General features: G+C 57.8%; 24 protein-coding genes and 4 tRNA genes. 13 read left to right on the plus strand and 15 right to left on the minus strand.

All coding sequences use genetic code 11. The annotated features are described in order from the left end of the window. Positions 1–5 precede the first annotated feature (5 nt). A complete protein-coding gene (locus tag ACR0J4_RS13340) occupies positions 6–1,100 on the plus strand; it encodes a flagellar motor switch protein FliM (RefSeq protein WP_170747307.1) in 1,095 nt (364 codons plus the stop codon). 1 nt (position 1,101) lies between these two features. On the opposite strand, the gene ACR0J4_RS13345 is transcribed toward ACR0J4_RS13340, so the two are convergent. From ACR0J4_RS13345 to ACR0J4_RS13360, 4 genes are read right to left on the minus strand one after another with little or no spacing between them, the layout of a single operon-like run. Next, positions 1,102–1,533 (minus strand): TIGR01244 family sulfur transferase, encoded by a 432-nt coding sequence (locus ACR0J4_RS13345; protein WP_170643067.1) that lies wholly within the window; start codon positions 1,531–1,533, stop codon positions 1,102–1,104. Between the two features lie 9 nt (positions 1,534–1,542). Then, positions 1,543–1,974, minus strand: coding sequence for a DUF6691 family protein (locus ACR0J4_RS13350; protein WP_170643066.1), 432 nt, complete (start codon positions 1,972–1,974; stop codon positions 1,543–1,545). Beyond that, positions 1,974–2,393: a YeeE/YedE thiosulfate transporter family protein gene (locus tag ACR0J4_RS13355; protein WP_170643065.1), complete on the minus strand. Its 420-nt coding sequence runs from the start codon at positions 2,391–2,393 to the stop codon at positions 1,974–1,976. Before ACR0J4_RS13355 ends, ACR0J4_RS13350 begins: the two co-directional genes overlap by 1 nt. 30 nt (positions 2,394–2,423) lie before the next feature. Then, positions 2,424–3,287, minus strand: coding sequence for an MBL fold metallo-hydrolase (locus ACR0J4_RS13360; protein WP_170643064.1), 864 nt, complete (start codon positions 3,285–3,287; stop codon positions 2,424–2,426). Between the two features lie 235 nt (positions 3,288–3,522). Here ACR0J4_RS13360 and ACR0J4_RS13365 point away from each other — a divergent pair, with 235 nt between their 5' ends. After that, positions 3,523–3,738: a hypothetical protein gene (locus tag ACR0J4_RS13365; protein ID WP_170374909.1), complete on the plus strand. Its 216-nt coding sequence runs from the start codon at positions 3,523–3,525 to the stop codon at positions 3,736–3,738. A gap of 9 nt (positions 3,739–3,747) precedes the next feature. Here ACR0J4_RS13365 and ACR0J4_RS13370 read toward each other — a convergent pair whose 3' ends face one another. Further along, the gene (locus ACR0J4_RS13370; protein ID WP_170468076.1) at positions 3,748–3,966 is read right to left on the minus strand and encodes a hypothetical protein; all 219 of its coding nucleotides are present in this window, start codon (positions 3,964–3,966) and stop codon (positions 3,748–3,750) included. Between the two features lie 164 nt (positions 3,967–4,130). Here ACR0J4_RS13370 and ACR0J4_RS13375 point away from each other — a divergent pair, with 164 nt between their 5' ends. Continuing rightward, entirely contained in the window at positions 4,131–4,397 is a 267-nt protein-coding gene (locus tag ACR0J4_RS13375) for a DUF2312 domain-containing protein (RefSeq protein WP_170374913.1), read from the plus strand. Between the two features lie 16 nt (positions 4,398–4,413). On the opposite strand, the gene ACR0J4_RS13380 is transcribed toward ACR0J4_RS13375, so the two are convergent. Beyond that, complete coding sequence (locus ACR0J4_RS13380; RefSeq protein ID WP_170554100.1) at positions 4,414–5,289, minus strand: hypothetical protein; 876 nt, start codon at positions 5,287–5,289, stop codon at positions 4,414–4,416. A 144-nt stretch (positions 5,290–5,433) separates the two neighbouring features. Here ACR0J4_RS13380 and ACR0J4_RS13385 point away from each other — a divergent pair, with 144 nt between their 5' ends. The 3 genes from ACR0J4_RS13385 to ACR0J4_RS13395 all read left to right on the plus strand — a co-directional run bounded on the left by ACR0J4_RS13385 (position 5,434) and on the right by ACR0J4_RS13395 (position 5,962). Beyond that, complete coding sequence (locus ACR0J4_RS13385; protein WP_170554104.1) at positions 5,434–5,655, plus strand: hypothetical protein; 222 nt, start codon at positions 5,434–5,436, stop codon at positions 5,653–5,655. Positions 5,656–5,775: 120 nt separating this feature from the next. Then, positions 5,776–5,850 (plus strand) — tRNA-Gly (locus ACR0J4_RS13390). Positions 5,851–5,887: 37 nt separating this feature from the next. Beyond that, positions 5,888–5,962 (plus strand) — tRNA-Gly (locus tag ACR0J4_RS13395). A 137-nt stretch (positions 5,963–6,099) separates the two neighbouring features. Here the strand turns inward: ACR0J4_RS13395 and ACR0J4_RS13400 are convergent. After that, entirely contained in the window at positions 6,100–6,339 is a 240-nt protein-coding gene (locus ACR0J4_RS13400; protein WP_050602861.1) for an Lrp/AsnC family transcriptional regulator, read from the minus strand. 154 nt (positions 6,340–6,493) lie between these two features. Here ACR0J4_RS13400 and hisB point away from each other — a divergent pair, with 154 nt between their 5' ends. Continuing rightward, positions 6,494–7,081 carry an imidazoleglycerol-phosphate dehydratase HisB gene (gene hisB / locus ACR0J4_RS13405; RefSeq protein ID WP_170374919.1) on the plus strand — a complete coding sequence of 196 codons (588 nt, stop codon included), beginning with the start codon at positions 6,494–6,496 and terminating at the stop codon, positions 7,079–7,081. Further along, entirely contained in the window at positions 7,082–7,720 is a 639-nt protein-coding gene (gene hisH / locus ACR0J4_RS13410; RefSeq protein ID WP_170374921.1) for an imidazole glycerol phosphate synthase subunit HisH, read from the plus strand. A 4-nt stretch (positions 7,721–7,724) separates the two neighbouring features. On the opposite strand, the gene ACR0J4_RS13415 is transcribed toward hisH, so the two are convergent. Continuing rightward, on the minus strand, positions 7,725–8,126 hold the full coding sequence (locus ACR0J4_RS13415) for a DUF2147 domain-containing protein (RefSeq protein ID WP_170374923.1): 402 nt from the start codon (positions 8,124–8,126) through the stop codon (positions 7,725–7,727). Positions 8,127–8,249: 123 nt separating this feature from the next. On the opposite strand from ACR0J4_RS13415, the gene hisA reads away from it, so the two are divergent. Continuing rightward, complete coding sequence (gene hisA / locus ACR0J4_RS13420) at positions 8,250–8,969, plus strand: 1-(5-phosphoribosyl)-5-[(5-phosphoribosylamino)methylideneamino]imidazole-4-carboxamide isomerase (protein ID WP_170374925.1); 720 nt, start codon at positions 8,250–8,252, stop codon at positions 8,967–8,969. A gap of 5 nt (positions 8,970–8,974) precedes the next feature. Here hisA and ACR0J4_RS13425 read toward each other — a convergent pair whose 3' ends face one another. Then, positions 8,975–9,421 carry a DUF302 domain-containing protein gene (locus ACR0J4_RS13425; protein ID WP_480668693.1) on the minus strand — a complete coding sequence of 149 codons (447 nt, stop codon included), beginning with the start codon at positions 9,419–9,421 and terminating at the stop codon, positions 8,975–8,977. A 118-nt stretch (positions 9,422–9,539) separates the two neighbouring features. Here ACR0J4_RS13425 and hisF point away from each other — a divergent pair, with 118 nt between their 5' ends. The 3 genes from hisF (at position 9,540) to ACR0J4_RS13440 (ending at position 11,254) form a co-directional block, all read left to right on the plus strand. Further along, positions 9,540–10,301: an imidazole glycerol phosphate synthase subunit HisF gene (gene hisF, locus ACR0J4_RS13430; protein ID WP_170643063.1), complete on the plus strand. Its 762-nt coding sequence runs from the start codon at positions 9,540–9,542 to the stop codon at positions 10,299–10,301. Beyond that, complete coding sequence (locus ACR0J4_RS13435) at positions 10,298–10,615, plus strand: phosphoribosyl-ATP diphosphatase (RefSeq protein ID WP_170643062.1); 318 nt, start codon at positions 10,298–10,300, stop codon at positions 10,613–10,615. Before hisF ends, ACR0J4_RS13435 begins: the two co-directional genes overlap by 4 nt. Before the next feature lie 72 nt (positions 10,616–10,687). Continuing rightward, on the plus strand, positions 10,688–11,254 hold the full coding sequence (locus ACR0J4_RS13440; protein ID WP_170374931.1) for a hypothetical protein: 567 nt from the start codon (positions 10,688–10,690) through the stop codon (positions 11,252–11,254). Between the two features lie 2 nt (positions 11,255–11,256). Here ACR0J4_RS13440 and ACR0J4_RS13445 read toward each other — a convergent pair whose 3' ends face one another. The 4 genes from ACR0J4_RS13445 to rlmB all read right to left on the minus strand — a co-directional run bounded on the left by ACR0J4_RS13445 (position 11,257) and on the right by rlmB (position 13,544). Next, entirely contained in the window at positions 11,257–11,727 is a 471-nt protein-coding gene (locus ACR0J4_RS13445) for a CoA-binding protein (RefSeq protein ID WP_170643061.1), read from the minus strand. 197 nt (positions 11,728–11,924) lie between these two features. After that, positions 11,925–12,305, minus strand: coding sequence for a YHS domain-containing (seleno)protein (locus ACR0J4_RS13450; protein ID WP_480668694.1), 381 nt, complete (start codon positions 12,303–12,305; stop codon positions 11,925–11,927). A 171-nt stretch (positions 12,306–12,476) separates the two neighbouring features. Then, positions 12,477–12,758: a hypothetical protein gene (locus tag ACR0J4_RS13455; RefSeq protein WP_170554427.1), complete on the minus strand. Its 282-nt coding sequence runs from the start codon at positions 12,756–12,758 to the stop codon at positions 12,477–12,479. A 9-nt stretch (positions 12,759–12,767) separates the two neighbouring features. Then, positions 12,768–13,544 carry a 23S rRNA (guanosine(2251)-2'-O)-methyltransferase RlmB gene (gene rlmB, locus ACR0J4_RS13460; protein ID WP_170480235.1) on the minus strand — a complete coding sequence of 259 codons (777 nt, stop codon included), beginning with the start codon at positions 13,542–13,544 and terminating at the stop codon, positions 12,768–12,770. A 116-nt stretch (positions 13,545–13,660) separates the two neighbouring features. Here rlmB and ACR0J4_RS13465 point away from each other — a divergent pair. Continuing rightward, positions 13,661–13,744 (plus strand) — tRNA-Tyr (locus ACR0J4_RS13465). Between the two features lie 31 nt (positions 13,745–13,775). Here the strand turns inward: ACR0J4_RS13465 and ACR0J4_RS13470 are convergent. Then, complete coding sequence (locus ACR0J4_RS13470; protein ID WP_480668695.1) at positions 13,776–13,949, minus strand: hypothetical protein; 174 nt, start codon at positions 13,947–13,949, stop codon at positions 13,776–13,778. A 457-nt stretch (positions 13,950–14,406) separates the two neighbouring features. After that, positions 14,407–14,523, minus strand: a tRNA-Thr gene (locus tag ACR0J4_RS13475). Positions 14,524–14,587: the final 64 nt, after the last annotated feature.

Consider the following 14,587-nt stretch of genomic DNA (forward strand, 5'->3'; position numbering starts at 1 on the left):
AAGCCATGGCACACACAGCCGGCGCCGCTTTGGCGCGCAAATTGTCAGTGGGGCAGGGGGATCTGGTGGATCGACCCCGCTCGATCCTGCGGGCGTTGCGTCTGGGCTTTGCACGGGCCGCGGGTGAGCGTTTTAACCTTCCGCTGGCCGTTATCGGGGCAAAACAGGCAGATCGGGCGCAGGCCGGGCTTGCGACCACATTGGTCGAAGATTGGTTACTGCTGAAATTTACGGGTTCCGATGGGGTTGTGGCGGCCTGTCTGGATTTGAACTGCGTCTCGGCCATCGTTCAGACCCAAACCATTGGTGACGTTACACCGGACGCGCCCGCCGAGCGGGGCTTTACGGATACGGATGCCGCCATGGCCGCCCCACTGGTTGAAGATGCGTTGCGCCGTGCTGTGGTTCTGGTCGATCCGGAAGATCAGCAGGGGCTGATGGGGTTTGAGTATGCCTCAAGGGCGGTGGATTTGCGCGGCCTGACCTTGTCTCTGGTGGCAGATAGCTACCGTGTTTTTGACCTTACCGTGGAACTTGGAGGCGGGTTGCGTCAGGGGCAGATCACGATTGTGCTGCCTGATCCGCCTGCGCCCGATGAGGCTGAGATCGAGCTGGACGTCGATACGGGCCCTCGGCTGGAGCAGTCATCAGGCGTTGTCCGGGCCGAGCTGAACGCCGTGGTGTGCCGGATGAGGTTGCCTTTGGCGCATCTGTCCGGGCTTGAGGTGGGCAGCCTGTTGCCTCTGACCGGCGCGCGGTTGGACCGGACCGAGGTTCTGACCATCGAACGTACTCGCGCCTCAGTCGGTCGTCTGGGGCAATCGGGCGGGATGCGCGCCGTTCGGCTGAACGAAAACGTACCGCTGCCTGCGCTGGATGCTTTGGAGCCCGCCGAATTCATAGAAAGCCGCCCGGCCAGTGTCCGGGGCGATATGGCTGACACAGACGTAGATATCCTGTCCGACCCTCTCGATATGGTCGCGAGCTCTACAGGTGTCGATCCCCTCCACGACGACCTGAGCCTTGTTGAACCCGATCGAATGGTCGCGGAAATCTCGCAACTGGCGGGCCTCGTTGGCCCGAAGGATGGGGAGGTCTGATTTAGTCTGACGTGTTGCGCAGTTGATCCAGAGTGGGGCGCAGCTGCTCCAATTGGTATCCAGCATTGGTGGTGGCTGTCAGAATCTCATCCGTACTCATCTGGTCGCATTGACCCAAAGCCCAAACGACCGAGCAACGCGTTCCGGACGCGCAATATGCCAGAACCGGGCCAGAGCAATTTTCGGCCATATCCCTCTGCCGAGCGACATTCTCGGGTGTTATGGTCTGGTGGGTCAGTTCTAGCACCTCGTATTCCAGCCCGGCTGCGCGGACCGCGTCTCCGATGGCATCTGATTGCATGATCTCGGGAACTTCAGCATTGGGTCGGTTGCAGATAACCTTGACGAAGCCGGCCTCGGCAATGGCGGGCACGTCCTCGACAGTGATCTGCGGGGACACGGCGTAGCGGGGGGTTATTGGTCGAATCTCCATGCCAATTGATTAGGCCGGGTTGGCCGCCCTGTCCAGTTGCGCGCGCAGCCCCGGTGCCAGCCGCATCCCCGCCGCCATCGCAACCAGAAAAACGGCGCTGCTGGTCCCGCCATAGGACAGTGCTGCCATGGCTGGGCCGGGGCATAGACCGACCAATCCCCAGCCTGCGCCAAACAGGACTGAGCCGAGGATCAGCCCTCGGTCAAGTTCGGGCCGTGCAGGTGCGGGAAATGTGCCGCCAGTCAACGGTTGGCGGGTCCTGGTCATGCGCCACGCGACCAACATGGGCAGAATCGCGCCTCCCATGACAAAGGCCAGTGTCGGGTCCCATGCGCCGAAGATATCCAACCAGCCCTGAACCTTTTGGGTGTCCGTCATGCCCGACAGCAACAGCCCCGCGCCAAACAGCGCGCCCGATAGCAAAGCGATCAACAACCGCATCAGATCAACCCCAAACCGTGGCGGAACAGGGCTAAAACCACCGCTCCGGCACCGATATAGATAAGGGTCGCGACAATCCCGCGCAGTGAAAATCGAGAGATGCCGCAGACCCCATGGCCCGATGTGCAACCGTTAGCCAGCCGCGTGCCAATGCCAACCAGCAACCCGGCTACGACCAGAAGGCTCAGATTTTCTGTCAGGTGAGTTTGAGGCTGTTCGCTCATCAGACGGCTCATAATCAGCGGCATACCGATCAGCCCCACAACAAATGCCAGTTTCTCGCGCCTTGCCGGGCCGTCGATTAAACCTCCCAGAATGCCACTGGCCCCCATGATCCGGCCATTGCCAAGCAGGTAAAGCGCAGCGCCGCAGCCGATCAGGATGCCGCCACACAGGCCCCATATCCAGTCCGGGTTCATCTTATATCCATCCTATACTGGTGGCGCGGGTCACAGCTTGTTGATCGGCAACTTCAGGAAAACATCGCCCTGTTCGTCGGCCGGGGGCATCTGTCCCGCGCGCATATTGACCTGAAGCGATGGCAGAATCAGCCTGGGTTTAGAGAGGGTCGCGTCGCGCGCATCCCGCATTCCCACAAACTCTTCGATGCTGCGACCTTGCCCGATATGGATGTTCAGCGCTTTTTGCTCGCCCACCGTTGTCTCCCATGCATATTCATCCCGGCCCGGGGCCTTGTAGTCGTGCCCCACAAAAATGCGGGTCTCATCGGGCAGAGACAGGATTTTCTGGATTGAAGCAAAAAGGGTCTCGGACGAGCCGCCCGGGAAATCGCATCGTGCGGTGCCGAAATCGGGCATGAACAAGGTGTCGCCGACAAAAGCGGCATCCCCAATCACGTAGGTCAGGCAGGCCGGCGTATGACCGGGCGTGTGCAGCACATCGCCTCGCATCTGCCCGATGTGGAAACTGTCGCCCTCGCGGAAGAGGGCATCAAACTGGCTGCCATCGCGCTGGAACTCGGTCCCTTCGTTGAAGATTTTGCCAAAGGTTTCTTGCACCTCGACGATGTGATGTCCGATCCCGATTTTGCCGCCCAGTTCCTGCTGCAGATATGGCGCAGCCGAGAGGTGGTCTGCATGCACATGGCTTTCCAAAATCCACTCGGTCTTGAGGTCTTTGGCGTGTACATAAGCGATGATCTGGTCGGCAGAGCTTGTCCCCGTCCGGCCCGAGGCATGATCGAAATCCAGAACGCTATCGATAATCGCACAAGCGCGGCTGCTGTCTTCGTGGACGACGTACGAGACCGTAAAGGTCTGGTCGTCGAAGAACGCTTTCACTTTTGGCTTCATGGTTTCCTCCACTTAGACGACATATAGGAAAAGCAGAATGTGATACAAGAGTCAGTTCGGCTTTTGATGTCCGTCAAGGCACGACATATGAAATTTGCCTAAACTTTAACCCAGACGCGCAGATTTGCCGAACAGGCTATTTTAGCGGGCAATAAACCGCCATCGTTTCCGGTAGCATCTTCGTGTCGTATCCGCGTTACCTATATCGGGGATACTGACAATTGGGAGGATCACAATGACGACAGATAACCTCTATTTCGAAGCGCAAGAGCTTGAGCAAAAACTTCAGAACGCGTGTCTGGATACCCGATTGGCGCTGCAGCCCAGTTTCAGCAAGATCGTAGATCGCATGCGTCAGCAGGGGATGCATGTTCCGTCGCGCATGCGCCATCTGGATGCGGCCCTGTGCGAGGACGCGATGGAAGCGCGGTTTGACAATTTGCCGATCTGATCGGTCGGGTTATCCCAGCGAAATGCCGAGGATGACCAGCATTAGCCCCATGACCGACAGAAACAACGCCCCAAGGTTCCAGGGCAGAACACCCTGAACAACAGCGCGCAGTTCGTCATCTGAAAGGCCCGCTTTGCGGGCCTTCATTACGCGCAGAATACACCAGATCAGACCGACAAGCCCGGCCACTGACAGGGCGGCGCCGCCCCAGGTAATGATTTCGAACATGGTTGCCTGCCTTTGCTGGTGCCGTGTTTTTGCGCTTAGCGGATCAGGGGCCTGCCGACAAGCCCGCCCATGGGATTGGGTGCTTGCGACCCGGGCACCGGCGATGTATCCGGCACCATGCCCGATGTCTCAGCATCGCAATTCAGCCTCTGGGAGAGACCTACATGGAAGACATGACCGAAGATCAGGCCGCCGCCAACTACCGCGTGACAGCAGGCGAGCTGCGCCAGTTCATCGAACGGATCGAGCGTCTGGATGCCGAAAAGAAAGATCTGGCCGAGCAACAGAAAGAGGTCATGGCCGAAGCGAAAGCGCGCGGCTACGACACCAAGGTCATGCGCAAACTGGTCGCTCTGCGCAAGCGCGACAAGGATGATATCGCCGAAGAAGAGGCGGTTCTCGAAATGTATAAGGAAGCGCTGGGTATGTAATGCAATGCAGCCCGTGTCAGGGCTGCAGCACCCTTACGCCCGGCATGGCGCGTAGTGCCGCGAGATCCTGTTCATAGATCTCGGAAAACGCGCTGACCACGTCGGAATTCCAGCCTGGAATCTCCAGTTCCTCCTCGACCTGCGCGGGGTCGGCATGTTCATCGAACAGATGGGTCAGACTTTCCCGCAGCATATCCCGATCCTGCCAGGCAATTTGTTCCAGCAGTTGCGTCAGCTCTGCACGGCCCGCGTCCGTCAGCACTGAGGCAATGAACGCGTATTCATGTTGCAGGGCCGCCTTGTCAGGCAGTCTGGCAAGCGTTCTGATGATATCGCCCCAGATAAGCGGAGTGTCTTCATTGGCCCAGAGCGTGATCTGAACGTTCGGAGCTCTTTCTCGCAGGTCGTTGATCATGGTCAGCCAGTTCAGTTTGCTCAAGTCGGTATTCCCTAGAACGGCTTTCCGCCGCTCTTCGGGCAGCGACATCAGCAATTTCGAGATGAAGCTCGCCGGGTTGACCAGCGCGAAACACAGCTCGATTTGATCCGACTCTAGAACACGGTCCAGGAACGCAATCCGCTCAGCCGCATTTGGATAAAACTGCCCGTGCAGAATCGCGGCTCGTCTGGGGCCAAAAACCTTGTCGCTGGACAGGACAACGCGATCACAAGTGGTGCGGTCGGGAAGAACCTCATTCAGGCCTATAAGAACCTCTGGCAGAGGCACTCCGGTTGTCATGGAATCTGAGGCGACTTTCACAAACTGCCGCCCTTGCGCGAGGTCCAGAGGGATGACCCGCTGCTGGTTCAGAACCGACGCGTTCGCGATAAGGGTTTCGATCAACCGGTCATTGTCGGAAAAGGCCACGCCTGCGTGGATAACAACCTGCATCTTCGTCCTGTTTTTGCCGGGCTCCTTTCTCCGGTGTTACATCCTGCGCCTTCATCGGTAAATGCCGTAACTGGCAAGCGGCTTGTTGGCTGCTAGGGTCGTTGCGGAGAGATCGACATTTGGCGCCCGTCCGCAGAGGTCAGCTTGGACCACGCCTACGCCGAATGCGATACCCTTTTGGCAGGTCCCGGCAAGATTGCCTATCCGGTCAAAATCTGCCGCTCATACATAGGGGAGGGGACCTCGGCCAACGGATCGTCCTCGGGCGGGCAGAGCAATACCGCGAAAACAATCAGCGCCGCCAACAGTGCCGTCTTCATTTCTGCCAATACCCTTGATTTCATCACGCGTCCCTTCGCCTTGTAAGCCTCATTACCCATTCAACGCGTCAGCTCCGAATTTCCGTCGAAAGATTTTTACAGGTTTTTGTCTTTTTCCGCTTGCAGGCTCGCGCGGGAATTTATACATCCCTCCTCACTCAACGGCGCGGGCGTAGCTCAGGGGTAGAGCATAACCTTGCCAAGGTTAGGGTCGGGCGTTCGAATCGCCTCGCCCGCTCCATTGAGTTAAGGTCTTCGGACCAACATATGTATCTGATGCGGGCGTAGCTCAGGGGTAGAGCATAACCTTGCCAAGGTTAGGGTCGGGCGTTCGAATCGCCTCGCCCGCTCCAGATGCAAACTTTTCCAACTGATCAATTTCGATGTGAACGCGGTGCCTGAGCGTCTGTGTTTAGCTCTGTGTTTAGCTGTGGCCCGGATGTCTTTCGCTACCGGGCCGATTCTGCCGCATCAAGAGTGCAGGTTCAGATCAGAACGCTTTGAACGTCATCGTGGTCAAGGATCGTTCGATGTTTGGAATCACCAGCAGGTGTTCGTTGATGAAATGGCCCACATCCTCGGTTTCGGGGATATAGAGCTTCAGCAGCAGGTCGTATTCGCCGCTGGTGGAATAAAGCTCTGAGTGAATCTCGCGCAGGGCGATCTCTTCGGCGACCTTGTAGGTGGTGCCGGGTTTGCAGCGGATCTGGATAAAAACGCAGGTGGACATGTGCCGGGCCTTTTGACTTGAGTTTCCGGCAGGCTGGCATGGCCCGGACCTGTGTGCAATCCCCTGCAACAGTTTGTACCGATTGCGCTGCGGGCACTGGATCAACCCGCCCAACCCCGTCTATAAGCGCGCCTGTAGCAAAAGGAATTCGCCCATGCGCAGCGCAAAGATCAGCCGTCAGACCGCCGAGACCGAGATCTCGGTCGAGGTCAATCTGGACGGCACCGGCCAGTATGACAACCAGACCGGCGTTGGCTTCTTTGATCACATGCTGGATCAGTTGGCGCGTCATTCGCTGATCGACATGACGATCCGCGCCAAGGGCGACTATCACATAGACGACCACCACACGGTCGAAGACACCGGCATCGCGCTGGGTCAGGCTCTGACGCAGGCACTGGGCGACAAGAAAGGCATCCGCCGCTACGGCGAGTGTCACTTGCCCATGGACGACGCTCAGGTGCGTTGTGCGCTGGACCTGTCAGCGCGCCCGTTCCTGATCTGGAACGTGGACCTGCCGACCCAGAAGATCGGCACGTTCGACACCGAACTGGTGCGCGAGTTTTTTCAGGCGCTCAGTACCCATGGCGGCATCACACTGCACATTGATCAGCTGCACGGTTTCAACAGCCACCACATCGCCGAGGCTGCCTTTAAGGCCGTTGCCCGCGCCCTGCGGGATGCGGTCGAAACCGACCCGCGCAAGGCGGATGCGATTCCGTCAACCAAAGGCGCGCTGTAAATGCTCACCGCGATCATCGACTACGAGAGCGGCAACCTGCACTCGGCCGAAAAAGCTTTTCAGCGCATGGCGAAAGAGCTGGACGCGGGTGAGGTCGTTGTGACCTCGGACGCGGATGTCGTCGCGCGCGCGGACCGGCTGGTGCTACCCGGGGACGGAGCCTTCCCGGCTTGCGCTACCGAGCTGCGCGGTCACAAGGGCATTTATGATGCAATGGTTGAGGCGGTCGAACAGAAAGGTCGCCCCTTCCTCGGTATCTGCGTTGGGATGCAGTTGATGGCCTCAAAAGGCCATGAATACACCGAAACCGATGGTTTGGATTGGGTCGCTGGGGACGTGCTGCGGATCGAGCCTTCGGACGCTTCGCTCAAGGTGCCGCATATGGGCTGGAACGATCTTGTTCTGGATAGCGATCACCCGGTGTTTAATGGTGTCAAATCCGGCGATCATGTCTATTTCGTCCACTCCTACCATTTCCGCGTCGCGGATCCGGCGCAGCGGCTGGCTTACGTGGACTATGGGCAGGACGTCACGGCCGTAATTGGCCGCGACACGATGCTTGGGATGCAATTTCACCCCGAGAAAAGCCAGGATGTTGGCCTGCGTATGATCGGCAACTTCCTGACTTGGGCGCCGTAGGGCGTTACTGAATGCGAGTCCAGGTCTGCCCCCGGCAGACCAATCCGCCTGCGACACAGCCTTTGACCGTGAGCTGGTTCTGGCTGTCCAGTGTCATTTTGGAGTTGTAGGTCTTGTCGCGATCGGGGGCCCAGATCTTGCCGTTGTCATAGCTGCCGCTGCCTTCTGCGACCATGTCCCAGATGATCTGTTTGCCCAGGTTTTCATAGTCCAGTATCTGGTCGCCATTGCCGTCAAAGGCGCTGTCGATAGTGCCGCAAATTGCGCTGCCGCATTCGCTGATCGACACGTGCAGGTACCCACCTGTGTCGCCCGGTTGTGTTTTCCAAAGCCCATCCGCCGGATCTGCCGCCATCGCGCCTGTGGCCAGCGATGCAAAAGCAATCGAAAGTGCAAGTTTCTTCATGATAACCTCCCTGATTTGGGTTCACTCTGGCCCGGTGTCGGGCTTCGGGCAAGATTGACTTTGCGTCGCTAACCCGCTTGTGCGATACGCCGCCCGTGTAACATTCAGATAAGGCCGCCCGACATGATCCTGTATCCCGCCATCGACCTGAAAGACGGCAACGCTGTTCGCCTGCTGCGCGGTGAAATGGACAAAGCCACCGTTTTCAATGAAGACCCGGCCGCGCAGGCCCGTGCCTTTGTTGATGCAGGATGTGAGTGGCTGCACCTTGTCGACCTGAACGGTGCCTTCGCGGGCGAGCCGGTCAATGCCGCCCCGGTTGAGGCGATCCTGAAGGCCTGCGACGTGCCCGCTCAGCTGGGTGGCGGTATCCGCGACATGGCTACGATCGAGACATGGATCGAAAAGGGTTTGGCGCGGGTCATTCTGGGCACCGTTGCCGTCGAAAACCCCGATCTGGTGCGCGAGGCCGCAAAAGCCTTCCCCGGTAAGGTCGCAGTTGGCATCGACGCTCGCAACGGCATGGTCGCAACCAAAGGCTGGGCCGAGGAAACCGATGTGCAGGTCACCGATCTGGCGCGCAGCTTCGAAGATGCTGGCGTTGCGGCAATCATCTATACCGACATCAACCGTGACGGCGCGATGCAGGGCCCGAATATCGAAGCCACAGCCGCGCTGGCCCAAGCCGTCTCCATCCCGGTCATTGCCTCAGGTGGCGTCAGTTCATTGGGCGATTTGATCGCCCTGCGCGATTGCGGAGTTGAACTGAACGGCGCGATCTCGGGCCGGGCATTGTATGATGGCGCGATTGACCTGGCCGGCGCCATTCGCGCCCTGAGCTAAACGCCTTACTGCGCGGCAGCCGAGGTCAGTTTCTTCAACGCACCGCGCATTTTCTCGATCACGGGCGAGTTTTCGACCTCATCAAGGTCATCCATCGTCTCTTTTGGGTCTTCATAAGCCAGCCAGACCTGCCCGTTCGCATCCTCATAGGCCTGCACTTTTAGCGGCAGGAACAGGCCTGCACGCGGGTCGATCTGCATCGCGGGTGTCCCGAGGGCTGGGTTGCCGAAGATCAGCACCTGATTGGGCGGAATCGGCGTGCCGACTTTTTCGGCACCGGCTGCGTGGTCGATGCGCGCGAAGACCGTTGCGCCTGCGTTGCCCACAGCGGCTTCGAGTGCGTCCAGCGCCTCGGGCACAGATTTTGTGGTTTCTACTTTGATGATATCGTCAGCCATTGCGGCAACTGCTCCTGCAAAAAGGAAAGTGGTGGTCAGAATAAGGTTTCGCATCTTATTGATCTCCTGATGAATTTGGGGACAGTTTTCACAGGTTTGAGAAGGGTGACAATCACAAGTCTGGCATCGGCGGGGCTTTGCCGGTAAGGGTGCGGGCAACAAAGGAAAGCGCATGCTGAAAACCCGTATCATTCCCTGTTTGGATGTTGCCGATGGCCGTGTGGTCAAAGGTGTGAATTTCGTGGGTCTGCGCGACGCAGGCGACCCGGTGGAATCGGCCAAGGCCTATGACGCCGCTGGCGCAGATGAGATCTGTTTTCTGGACATTCATGCAACGCATGAGAACCGCGGTACCATGTTCGATGTAGTTCAGCGCACGGCGGAGCAGTGCTTTGTTCCTTTGACCGTGGGTGGCGGCGTGCGTACCAAGGATGACGTGCGTGCCCTGCTGCTGGCAGGGGCTGACAAAGTCAGCTTCAACTCGGCCGCTGTCGCCAACCCGGATGTCATTGCCGAGGCGGCAGACCAGTTCGGCAGCCAATGCATCGTCTGCGCCATCGACGCCAAAACCGTCAGCCCCGGAAAATGGGAGATCTTCACCCATGGCGGCCGCAAACCCACCGGCATCGACGCGGTCGAGTTCGCGAAAATCGTGGTTGCCAAAGGTGCTGGAGAAATCCTGCTGACCTCGATGGATCGGGACGGAACCAAGTCAGGGTTCAACCTGCCGCTAACCCGCGCAATCAGCGACGCGGTGGATGTGCCTGTGATCGCATCGGGTGGGGTTGGCAATCTGGACCATCTGGTCGAAGGCGTCACCGAGGGCGGGGCGAGCGCCGTACTTGCGGCCTCGATCTTCCATTTTGGTGAATACACCATCCGCGAGGCCAAGGAACACATGGCCGCCGCCGGTATCCCGATGAGGCTGACATGAGCATCCTGCACGATCTGGCCGCCACAATCGAGGCGCGCAAAGGGGCGGACCCAGAAAGCAGCTGGACTGCAAAGCTGCTGGCCAAGGGTCCAGAGAAATGCGCTGAGAAATTCGGCGAGGAGGCCGTTGAGGCCATCATCGAAGCCGTCAAGAATGACAAAGACGGGCTGACGGCCGAGGCCGCCGACGTGCTGTATCACCTTCTGGTCATGCTGGCCTCGCGCGACGTTGCGCTGGACGATGTGCTGTCGGAGCTGGCTCGGCGTCAGGGCCTTAGCGGTATCGCCGAAAAGGCCGCACGCCCAAAAAGTTAAGCTCAGTCTTCCGTCCGCGCCGAAGCGGTTCTATGATCATGTTTCACGGTCTATCGGGCGAGGGACATCACAATGATCAGAGCTTTGGCCTGCGTTCTGGCCCTCGTGACTTTGGGCGCCTGTGCGGCCCCGCCGCCGTCCACCGGGGATGAAGTTCAGCGTCTTGCTTCGGAAATCCAAAGCCTCGGCCCCGATATTGATCCGGCTGAGGCCAACCGGGCCGCCCGCATTGCGTATTCTTACACCGCGCAGCTGGTGCAGGAATACGAGATCACCGATCCTCCGTTGATCCACAATGCCAAGGTCAACAAGGGCCTGCGCCCGCGTGGGTTATGCTGGCACTGGGCCGAAGATATCGAGCGGCGGTTGAAGCAAGAGAACTTCCAAACGCTGGACATGCATCGCGCCATCGCCAATGCCGACAATCCACTGCGAATCGACCACAGCACAGCCATTATCAGCGCGCGCGGCGAGTCGCTCTATGATGGCGTGGTTTTGGACCCGTGGCGTTATGGCGGGGTTCTTTTCTGGTCTCCGCTGCAGGAAGACACAAGATATGACTGGGTCCCGCGCGAGGTTGTTCTGGAAAAGCGCAGGCAAGAGCAGGTGGCCCGCCTCAAACCCTACCAGGCGCAGTAACGCTATAGCTTGGATGAAATGATACCAGTGCTAAAGCCGCCCATGCGCAGTTCTCCGAACAAGCGCTGATATTCGATTTTGGGGCAGCGATTCATCACCACATCCACGCCGCGCGCCTCAGCCTTGGCGGCAGCCTCTGCGTGTTCAACACCGATTTGCATCCAGATGGTGCGCAGGGATGGGAATACCTCCAGCGCCTCATCCACGATCGGAGGCACAGCCTCAGAGCGGCGGAAGATATCCACCATATCAACATCTTCCGTGATGTCTGACAGGCTGGCGCGCACGGTTTGGCCGAACAACTGCTTTCCCGCATGACCGGGATTGACCGGGATCACGGTAAAACCTTTCAGCGACAGATAGCGGGCCACGTAGAAACTCGGCCGCACCTCGTTCATGGACACCCCGACCACGGCAACGGTCTTGGTGCGCTTCAGAATGGATCTCAGGAACTCATCAGAATATTCAGCCATGCCGCTACCCTATGCGACGGCTGAAAAAGAAAAAAGCGCCCAAGAAACCTTGGGCGCCAGTTGTTGGAACGAGGGACAGTGAAATGACCCGCGGCAGTTCCGTTCCGCGGTCACTGTGACATTTAGGCATGTTTTGGTTAAAAAAAAGAGGGTGCACGCATTTTTGTGATGACTTTTCACAAATGGCGGAAGGTTGCCTATTCTCGATACAGAATCTCAGGCCAGTTCCCTTCGGCCTGATGGATGTATTCCAACTGATCCTCACGCCATTTCCGCTCAATTTCAGGCGAAAACGTCAAGTACAGGCGCCCATCTACCACCTGCCAGGCCCCCGGATCGGTTCCCTTGAGGATGCCCTGTGCCATCGCGTAGGAACAATACCCCCCGAATTGAGGGGCAAAGGCGCGCGGATTCGACTCAAACAGCGCGCGGTTTTCGAGGGACGCGAAATGCCATTCGGCTCCCTTCCACGTCACTGAAATCTCGGGGCGGCCCTGCACGGGTATGTCACCCTGAAAATAGGACACTGGATCGTATCCCGCCATCGCAGCCCCCTCGGGCGCGAAATACACGGGCATGGGCTGCGCAATAGCGGCAGAAGCGAGAAGAGTGGCGCTCAGCGCGCCAATGAGAGTGTGGCGGATTGGCATAGGTATAACGGATTCATGGACTCAGCATCTCAATCTGCAACGTTTTGTGCTGCGAGACACCCCAGATGACGCGGTTGTGATCATTCCAAGGCATGAGGATCAGTCGAAGATATCCTCGATCACATCCCAGGCCTCATCCATCACGCGCGAAAACAGCGTTTTCTTCTTTTTCTTCCGTTTTGATTTCGGCTGGGCGGTATGGGATACCGCATGTTTCTTGGGCGCGCTTTCGGTCACCTTGCGCTTGGGTAGCATCTTGAGGTCATGTAACGGCGCGCCGCAACTGGAACAGCTCAACTCATGCCGCTGCTTTCCCTTCAGGACAAGCGCCGCTCGGGTCCCGCAATAGCAGCAGGTGGCGATTTTCGATGGGCCAGAAATGACGCGCTCCTATCCTGTGTACCGTGAGGCATATAGGGCAATCGCCGCCGCATTTGAGACGTTCAGAGATCCGAAACCACCGGCTGCGTCAATTTTCACCAGTTTGTCCACGGTTTCCTTGGTCTTCTGTCGCAATCCGGGGCCTTCTGCACCCAAAACCAGCGCCACCGGACGATCACGTTGATCCCCTATGGCAGCCTCGATCGTATCCTCAGCCTCACCATCGAGACCCAGCACCAGAAATCCCATGCCCTGCAACTCGACAATCGCGTCGGCCAGATTGCGGACCCGCAAATAGGGCTGGCGCTCTAAAGCGCCGCTTGCGGTTTTGGCCAGCGCCCCAGTCTCAGGCGCGGAATGGTGCCGCGTTCCGATCACAGCGCTGGCGCCCAGTACCTCGGCCGAGCGCAGAATCGCTCCGACATTGTGCGGGTCTGTCACCCGATCCAGCAAAATCACTCGAGGGTGTTCGCGCCCGATACAGTTTTCGGCCAACCCGCCCCATTCCAGCGGCTTGACCTCAAGGGCAGCACCCTGATGGACTGATCCCTGATCAATCGGAGCGTTGAACTTGCGTGGATCGACCATCTCGGCCTCGGTGCCCGCAAAATCAATGGCTTCTGCCAGCTTGTCACGGGCATTTCGGGTCACAATCAGGCGCAATTTCTGCCGTTTCGGGTTCATAAGCGCATCACGCACGGCGTGCAGACCAAATAGCCAAACCGTTTCCGCAGCCGCTGCTTTACGCGCCTGTTCCTTTTCCACGACCCACTTGGGTTTCTTCATTTTATTGGCCTCCGGGCCGGGCGTTCGATTTCCTGCGTCAAAGCGGTATTTTCCTGTTGACGCTCCTTTGGTGCGCTAGTAATCACGCCTCCACGTTAGGTGCAACGCCTGACAGTGGGCGACAGGCCGCAAGGTGTGGCAGGGGACTGTAACTCCCTCGCGGAGACGCACGCCTGGTTCGATTCCAGGGTCGCCCACCACTTTATCTAGCAGAAAATTTTGGCAAATCTATCAGTGTAGACTGAGAAGCACTTCGATATCACGGCGGCTCAACCGACGTAGAAGCGCCCTGTCTTCTGCCAGCAGAGACTCACCGCTTTCGATCTGTTTCTCAAGAAACGCGGCGATTTCGCTTGTGGGCTGATAGTAGAGGTCGATCTGCTGTTTACTCAGATCTTCAACCAACTTCCGGAGGAGTTGTTTCTGCTTTTCCGAGTCAAGATCTTTGCGCTTGTCTTCCAACATGGCCATTCGCTTCGTTTGTTCACACCCAAATTGTAGGACGGTGAGAGCGTTAGACAAAGGCGTACCGCGCGGCTTCTAAGGAAGCCCGAGTTGGGTCGGTAAGCGTGACATCGTACCAAAAAAAGACGGGGCGCGCTGGAAACAAAGCGCACCCCTATCTCAGGGAGGAGAAACCGATCTCGCGTTCGAAACACACCATAAACGCAAACTTGTTATAGGCATGACTATGGCGGTTTTCGGTTTTGTGTTCTGTAGTGTTGTTCACATAGCGCACAAAGTTTTCAATTTATTCGAATGCGCCAAGCTTTGTTGTAACCAAGCGCGTTTGATCTTTGCTCCACAAGATAGATCGAAATCGACCATGTGCGTAGATTAGCATACTGTTTTTGCTTTAAAGTGGTGCCCCCACACGGACTCGAACCGCGGACCTACTGATTACAAATCTTATCACCATATTTTCGATAGCATTATATCCAATTCGATTGGGCAGTATATTCTATTAAATAACAGAAGCTTTAGCGTGCAGAGGTTTCTTAAAGACCCTTCCTAATTCTCCGCACTTTGCTTACCTTGTGCTT

This window comes from Ruegeria sp. B10 (genome assembly GCF_056539825.1).

Bases quoted from the DNA above. Each gene is read 5' to 3' on its own strand.
- rlmB (WP_170480235.1), bottom strand. From the start codon at position 13,544: ATGAAGAAACCCAAGTGGGTCGTGGAAAAGGAACAGGCGCGTAAAGCA.
- ACR0J4_RS13440 (WP_170374931.1), top strand. From the start codon at position 10,688: ATGATCAGAGCTTTGGCCTGCGTTCTGGCCCTCGTGACTTTGGGCGCC.
- ACR0J4_RS13340 (WP_170747307.1), top strand. From the start codon at position 6: ATGGCACACACAGCCGGCGCCGCTTTGGCGCGCAAATTGTCAGTGGGG.
- ACR0J4_RS13425 (WP_480668693.1), bottom strand. From the start codon at position 9,421: ATGCGAAACCTTATTCTGACCACCACTTTCCTTTTTGCAGGAGCAGTT.
- ACR0J4_RS13360 (WP_170643064.1), bottom strand. From the start codon at position 3,287: ATGAAGCCAAAAGTGAAAGCGTTCTTCGACGACCAGACCTTTACGGTC.
- hisF (WP_170643063.1), top strand. From the start codon at position 9,540: ATGCTGAAAACCCGTATCATTCCCTGTTTGGATGTTGCCGATGGCCGT.
- ACR0J4_RS13450 (WP_480668694.1), bottom strand. From the start codon at position 12,305: ATGCCCGTGTATTTCGCGCCCGAGGGGGCTGCGATGGCGGGATACGAT.
- ACR0J4_RS13415 (WP_170374923.1), bottom strand. From the start codon at position 8,126: ATGAAGAAACTTGCACTTTCGATTGCTTTTGCATCGCTGGCCACAGGC.
- ACR0J4_RS13370 (WP_170468076.1), bottom strand. From the start codon at position 3,966: ATGTTCGAAATCATTACCTGGGGCGGCGCCGCCCTGTCAGTGGCCGGG.
- hisH (WP_170374921.1), top strand. From the start codon at position 7,082: ATGCTCACCGCGATCATCGACTACGAGAGCGGCAACCTGCACTCGGCC.
- ACR0J4_RS13350 (WP_170643066.1), bottom strand. From the start codon at position 1,974: ATGCGGTTGTTGATCGCTTTGCTATCGGGCGCGCTGTTTGGCGCGGGG.
- ACR0J4_RS13380 (WP_170554100.1), bottom strand. From the start codon at position 5,289: ATGCAGGTTGTTATCCACGCAGGCGTGGCCTTTTCCGACAATGACCGG.
- ACR0J4_RS13375 (WP_170374913.1), top strand. From the start codon at position 4,131: ATGGAAGACATGACCGAAGATCAGGCCGCCGCCAACTACCGCGTGACA.
- hisB (WP_170374919.1), top strand. From the start codon at position 6,494: ATGCGCAGCGCAAAGATCAGCCGTCAGACCGCCGAGACCGAGATCTCG.
- ACR0J4_RS13355 (WP_170643065.1), bottom strand. From the start codon at position 2,393: ATGAACCCGGACTGGATATGGGGCCTGTGTGGCGGCATCCTGATCGGC.
- hisA (WP_170374925.1), top strand. From the start codon at position 8,250: ATGATCCTGTATCCCGCCATCGACCTGAAAGACGGCAACGCTGTTCGC.
- ACR0J4_RS13400 (WP_050602861.1), bottom strand. From the start codon at position 6,339: ATGTCCACCTGCGTTTTTATCCAGATCCGCTGCAAACCCGGCACCACC.
- ACR0J4_RS13435 (WP_170643062.1), top strand. From the start codon at position 10,298: ATGAGCATCCTGCACGATCTGGCCGCCACAATCGAGGCGCGCAAAGGG.
- ACR0J4_RS13365 (WP_170374909.1), top strand. From the start codon at position 3,523: ATGACGACAGATAACCTCTATTTCGAAGCGCAAGAGCTTGAGCAAAAA.
- ACR0J4_RS13345 (WP_170643067.1), bottom strand. From the start codon at position 1,533: ATGGAGATTCGACCAATAACCCCCCGCTACGCCGTGTCCCCGCAGATC.
- ACR0J4_RS13445 (WP_170643061.1), bottom strand. From the start codon at position 11,727: ATGGCTGAATATTCTGATGAGTTCCTGAGATCCATTCTGAAGCGCACC.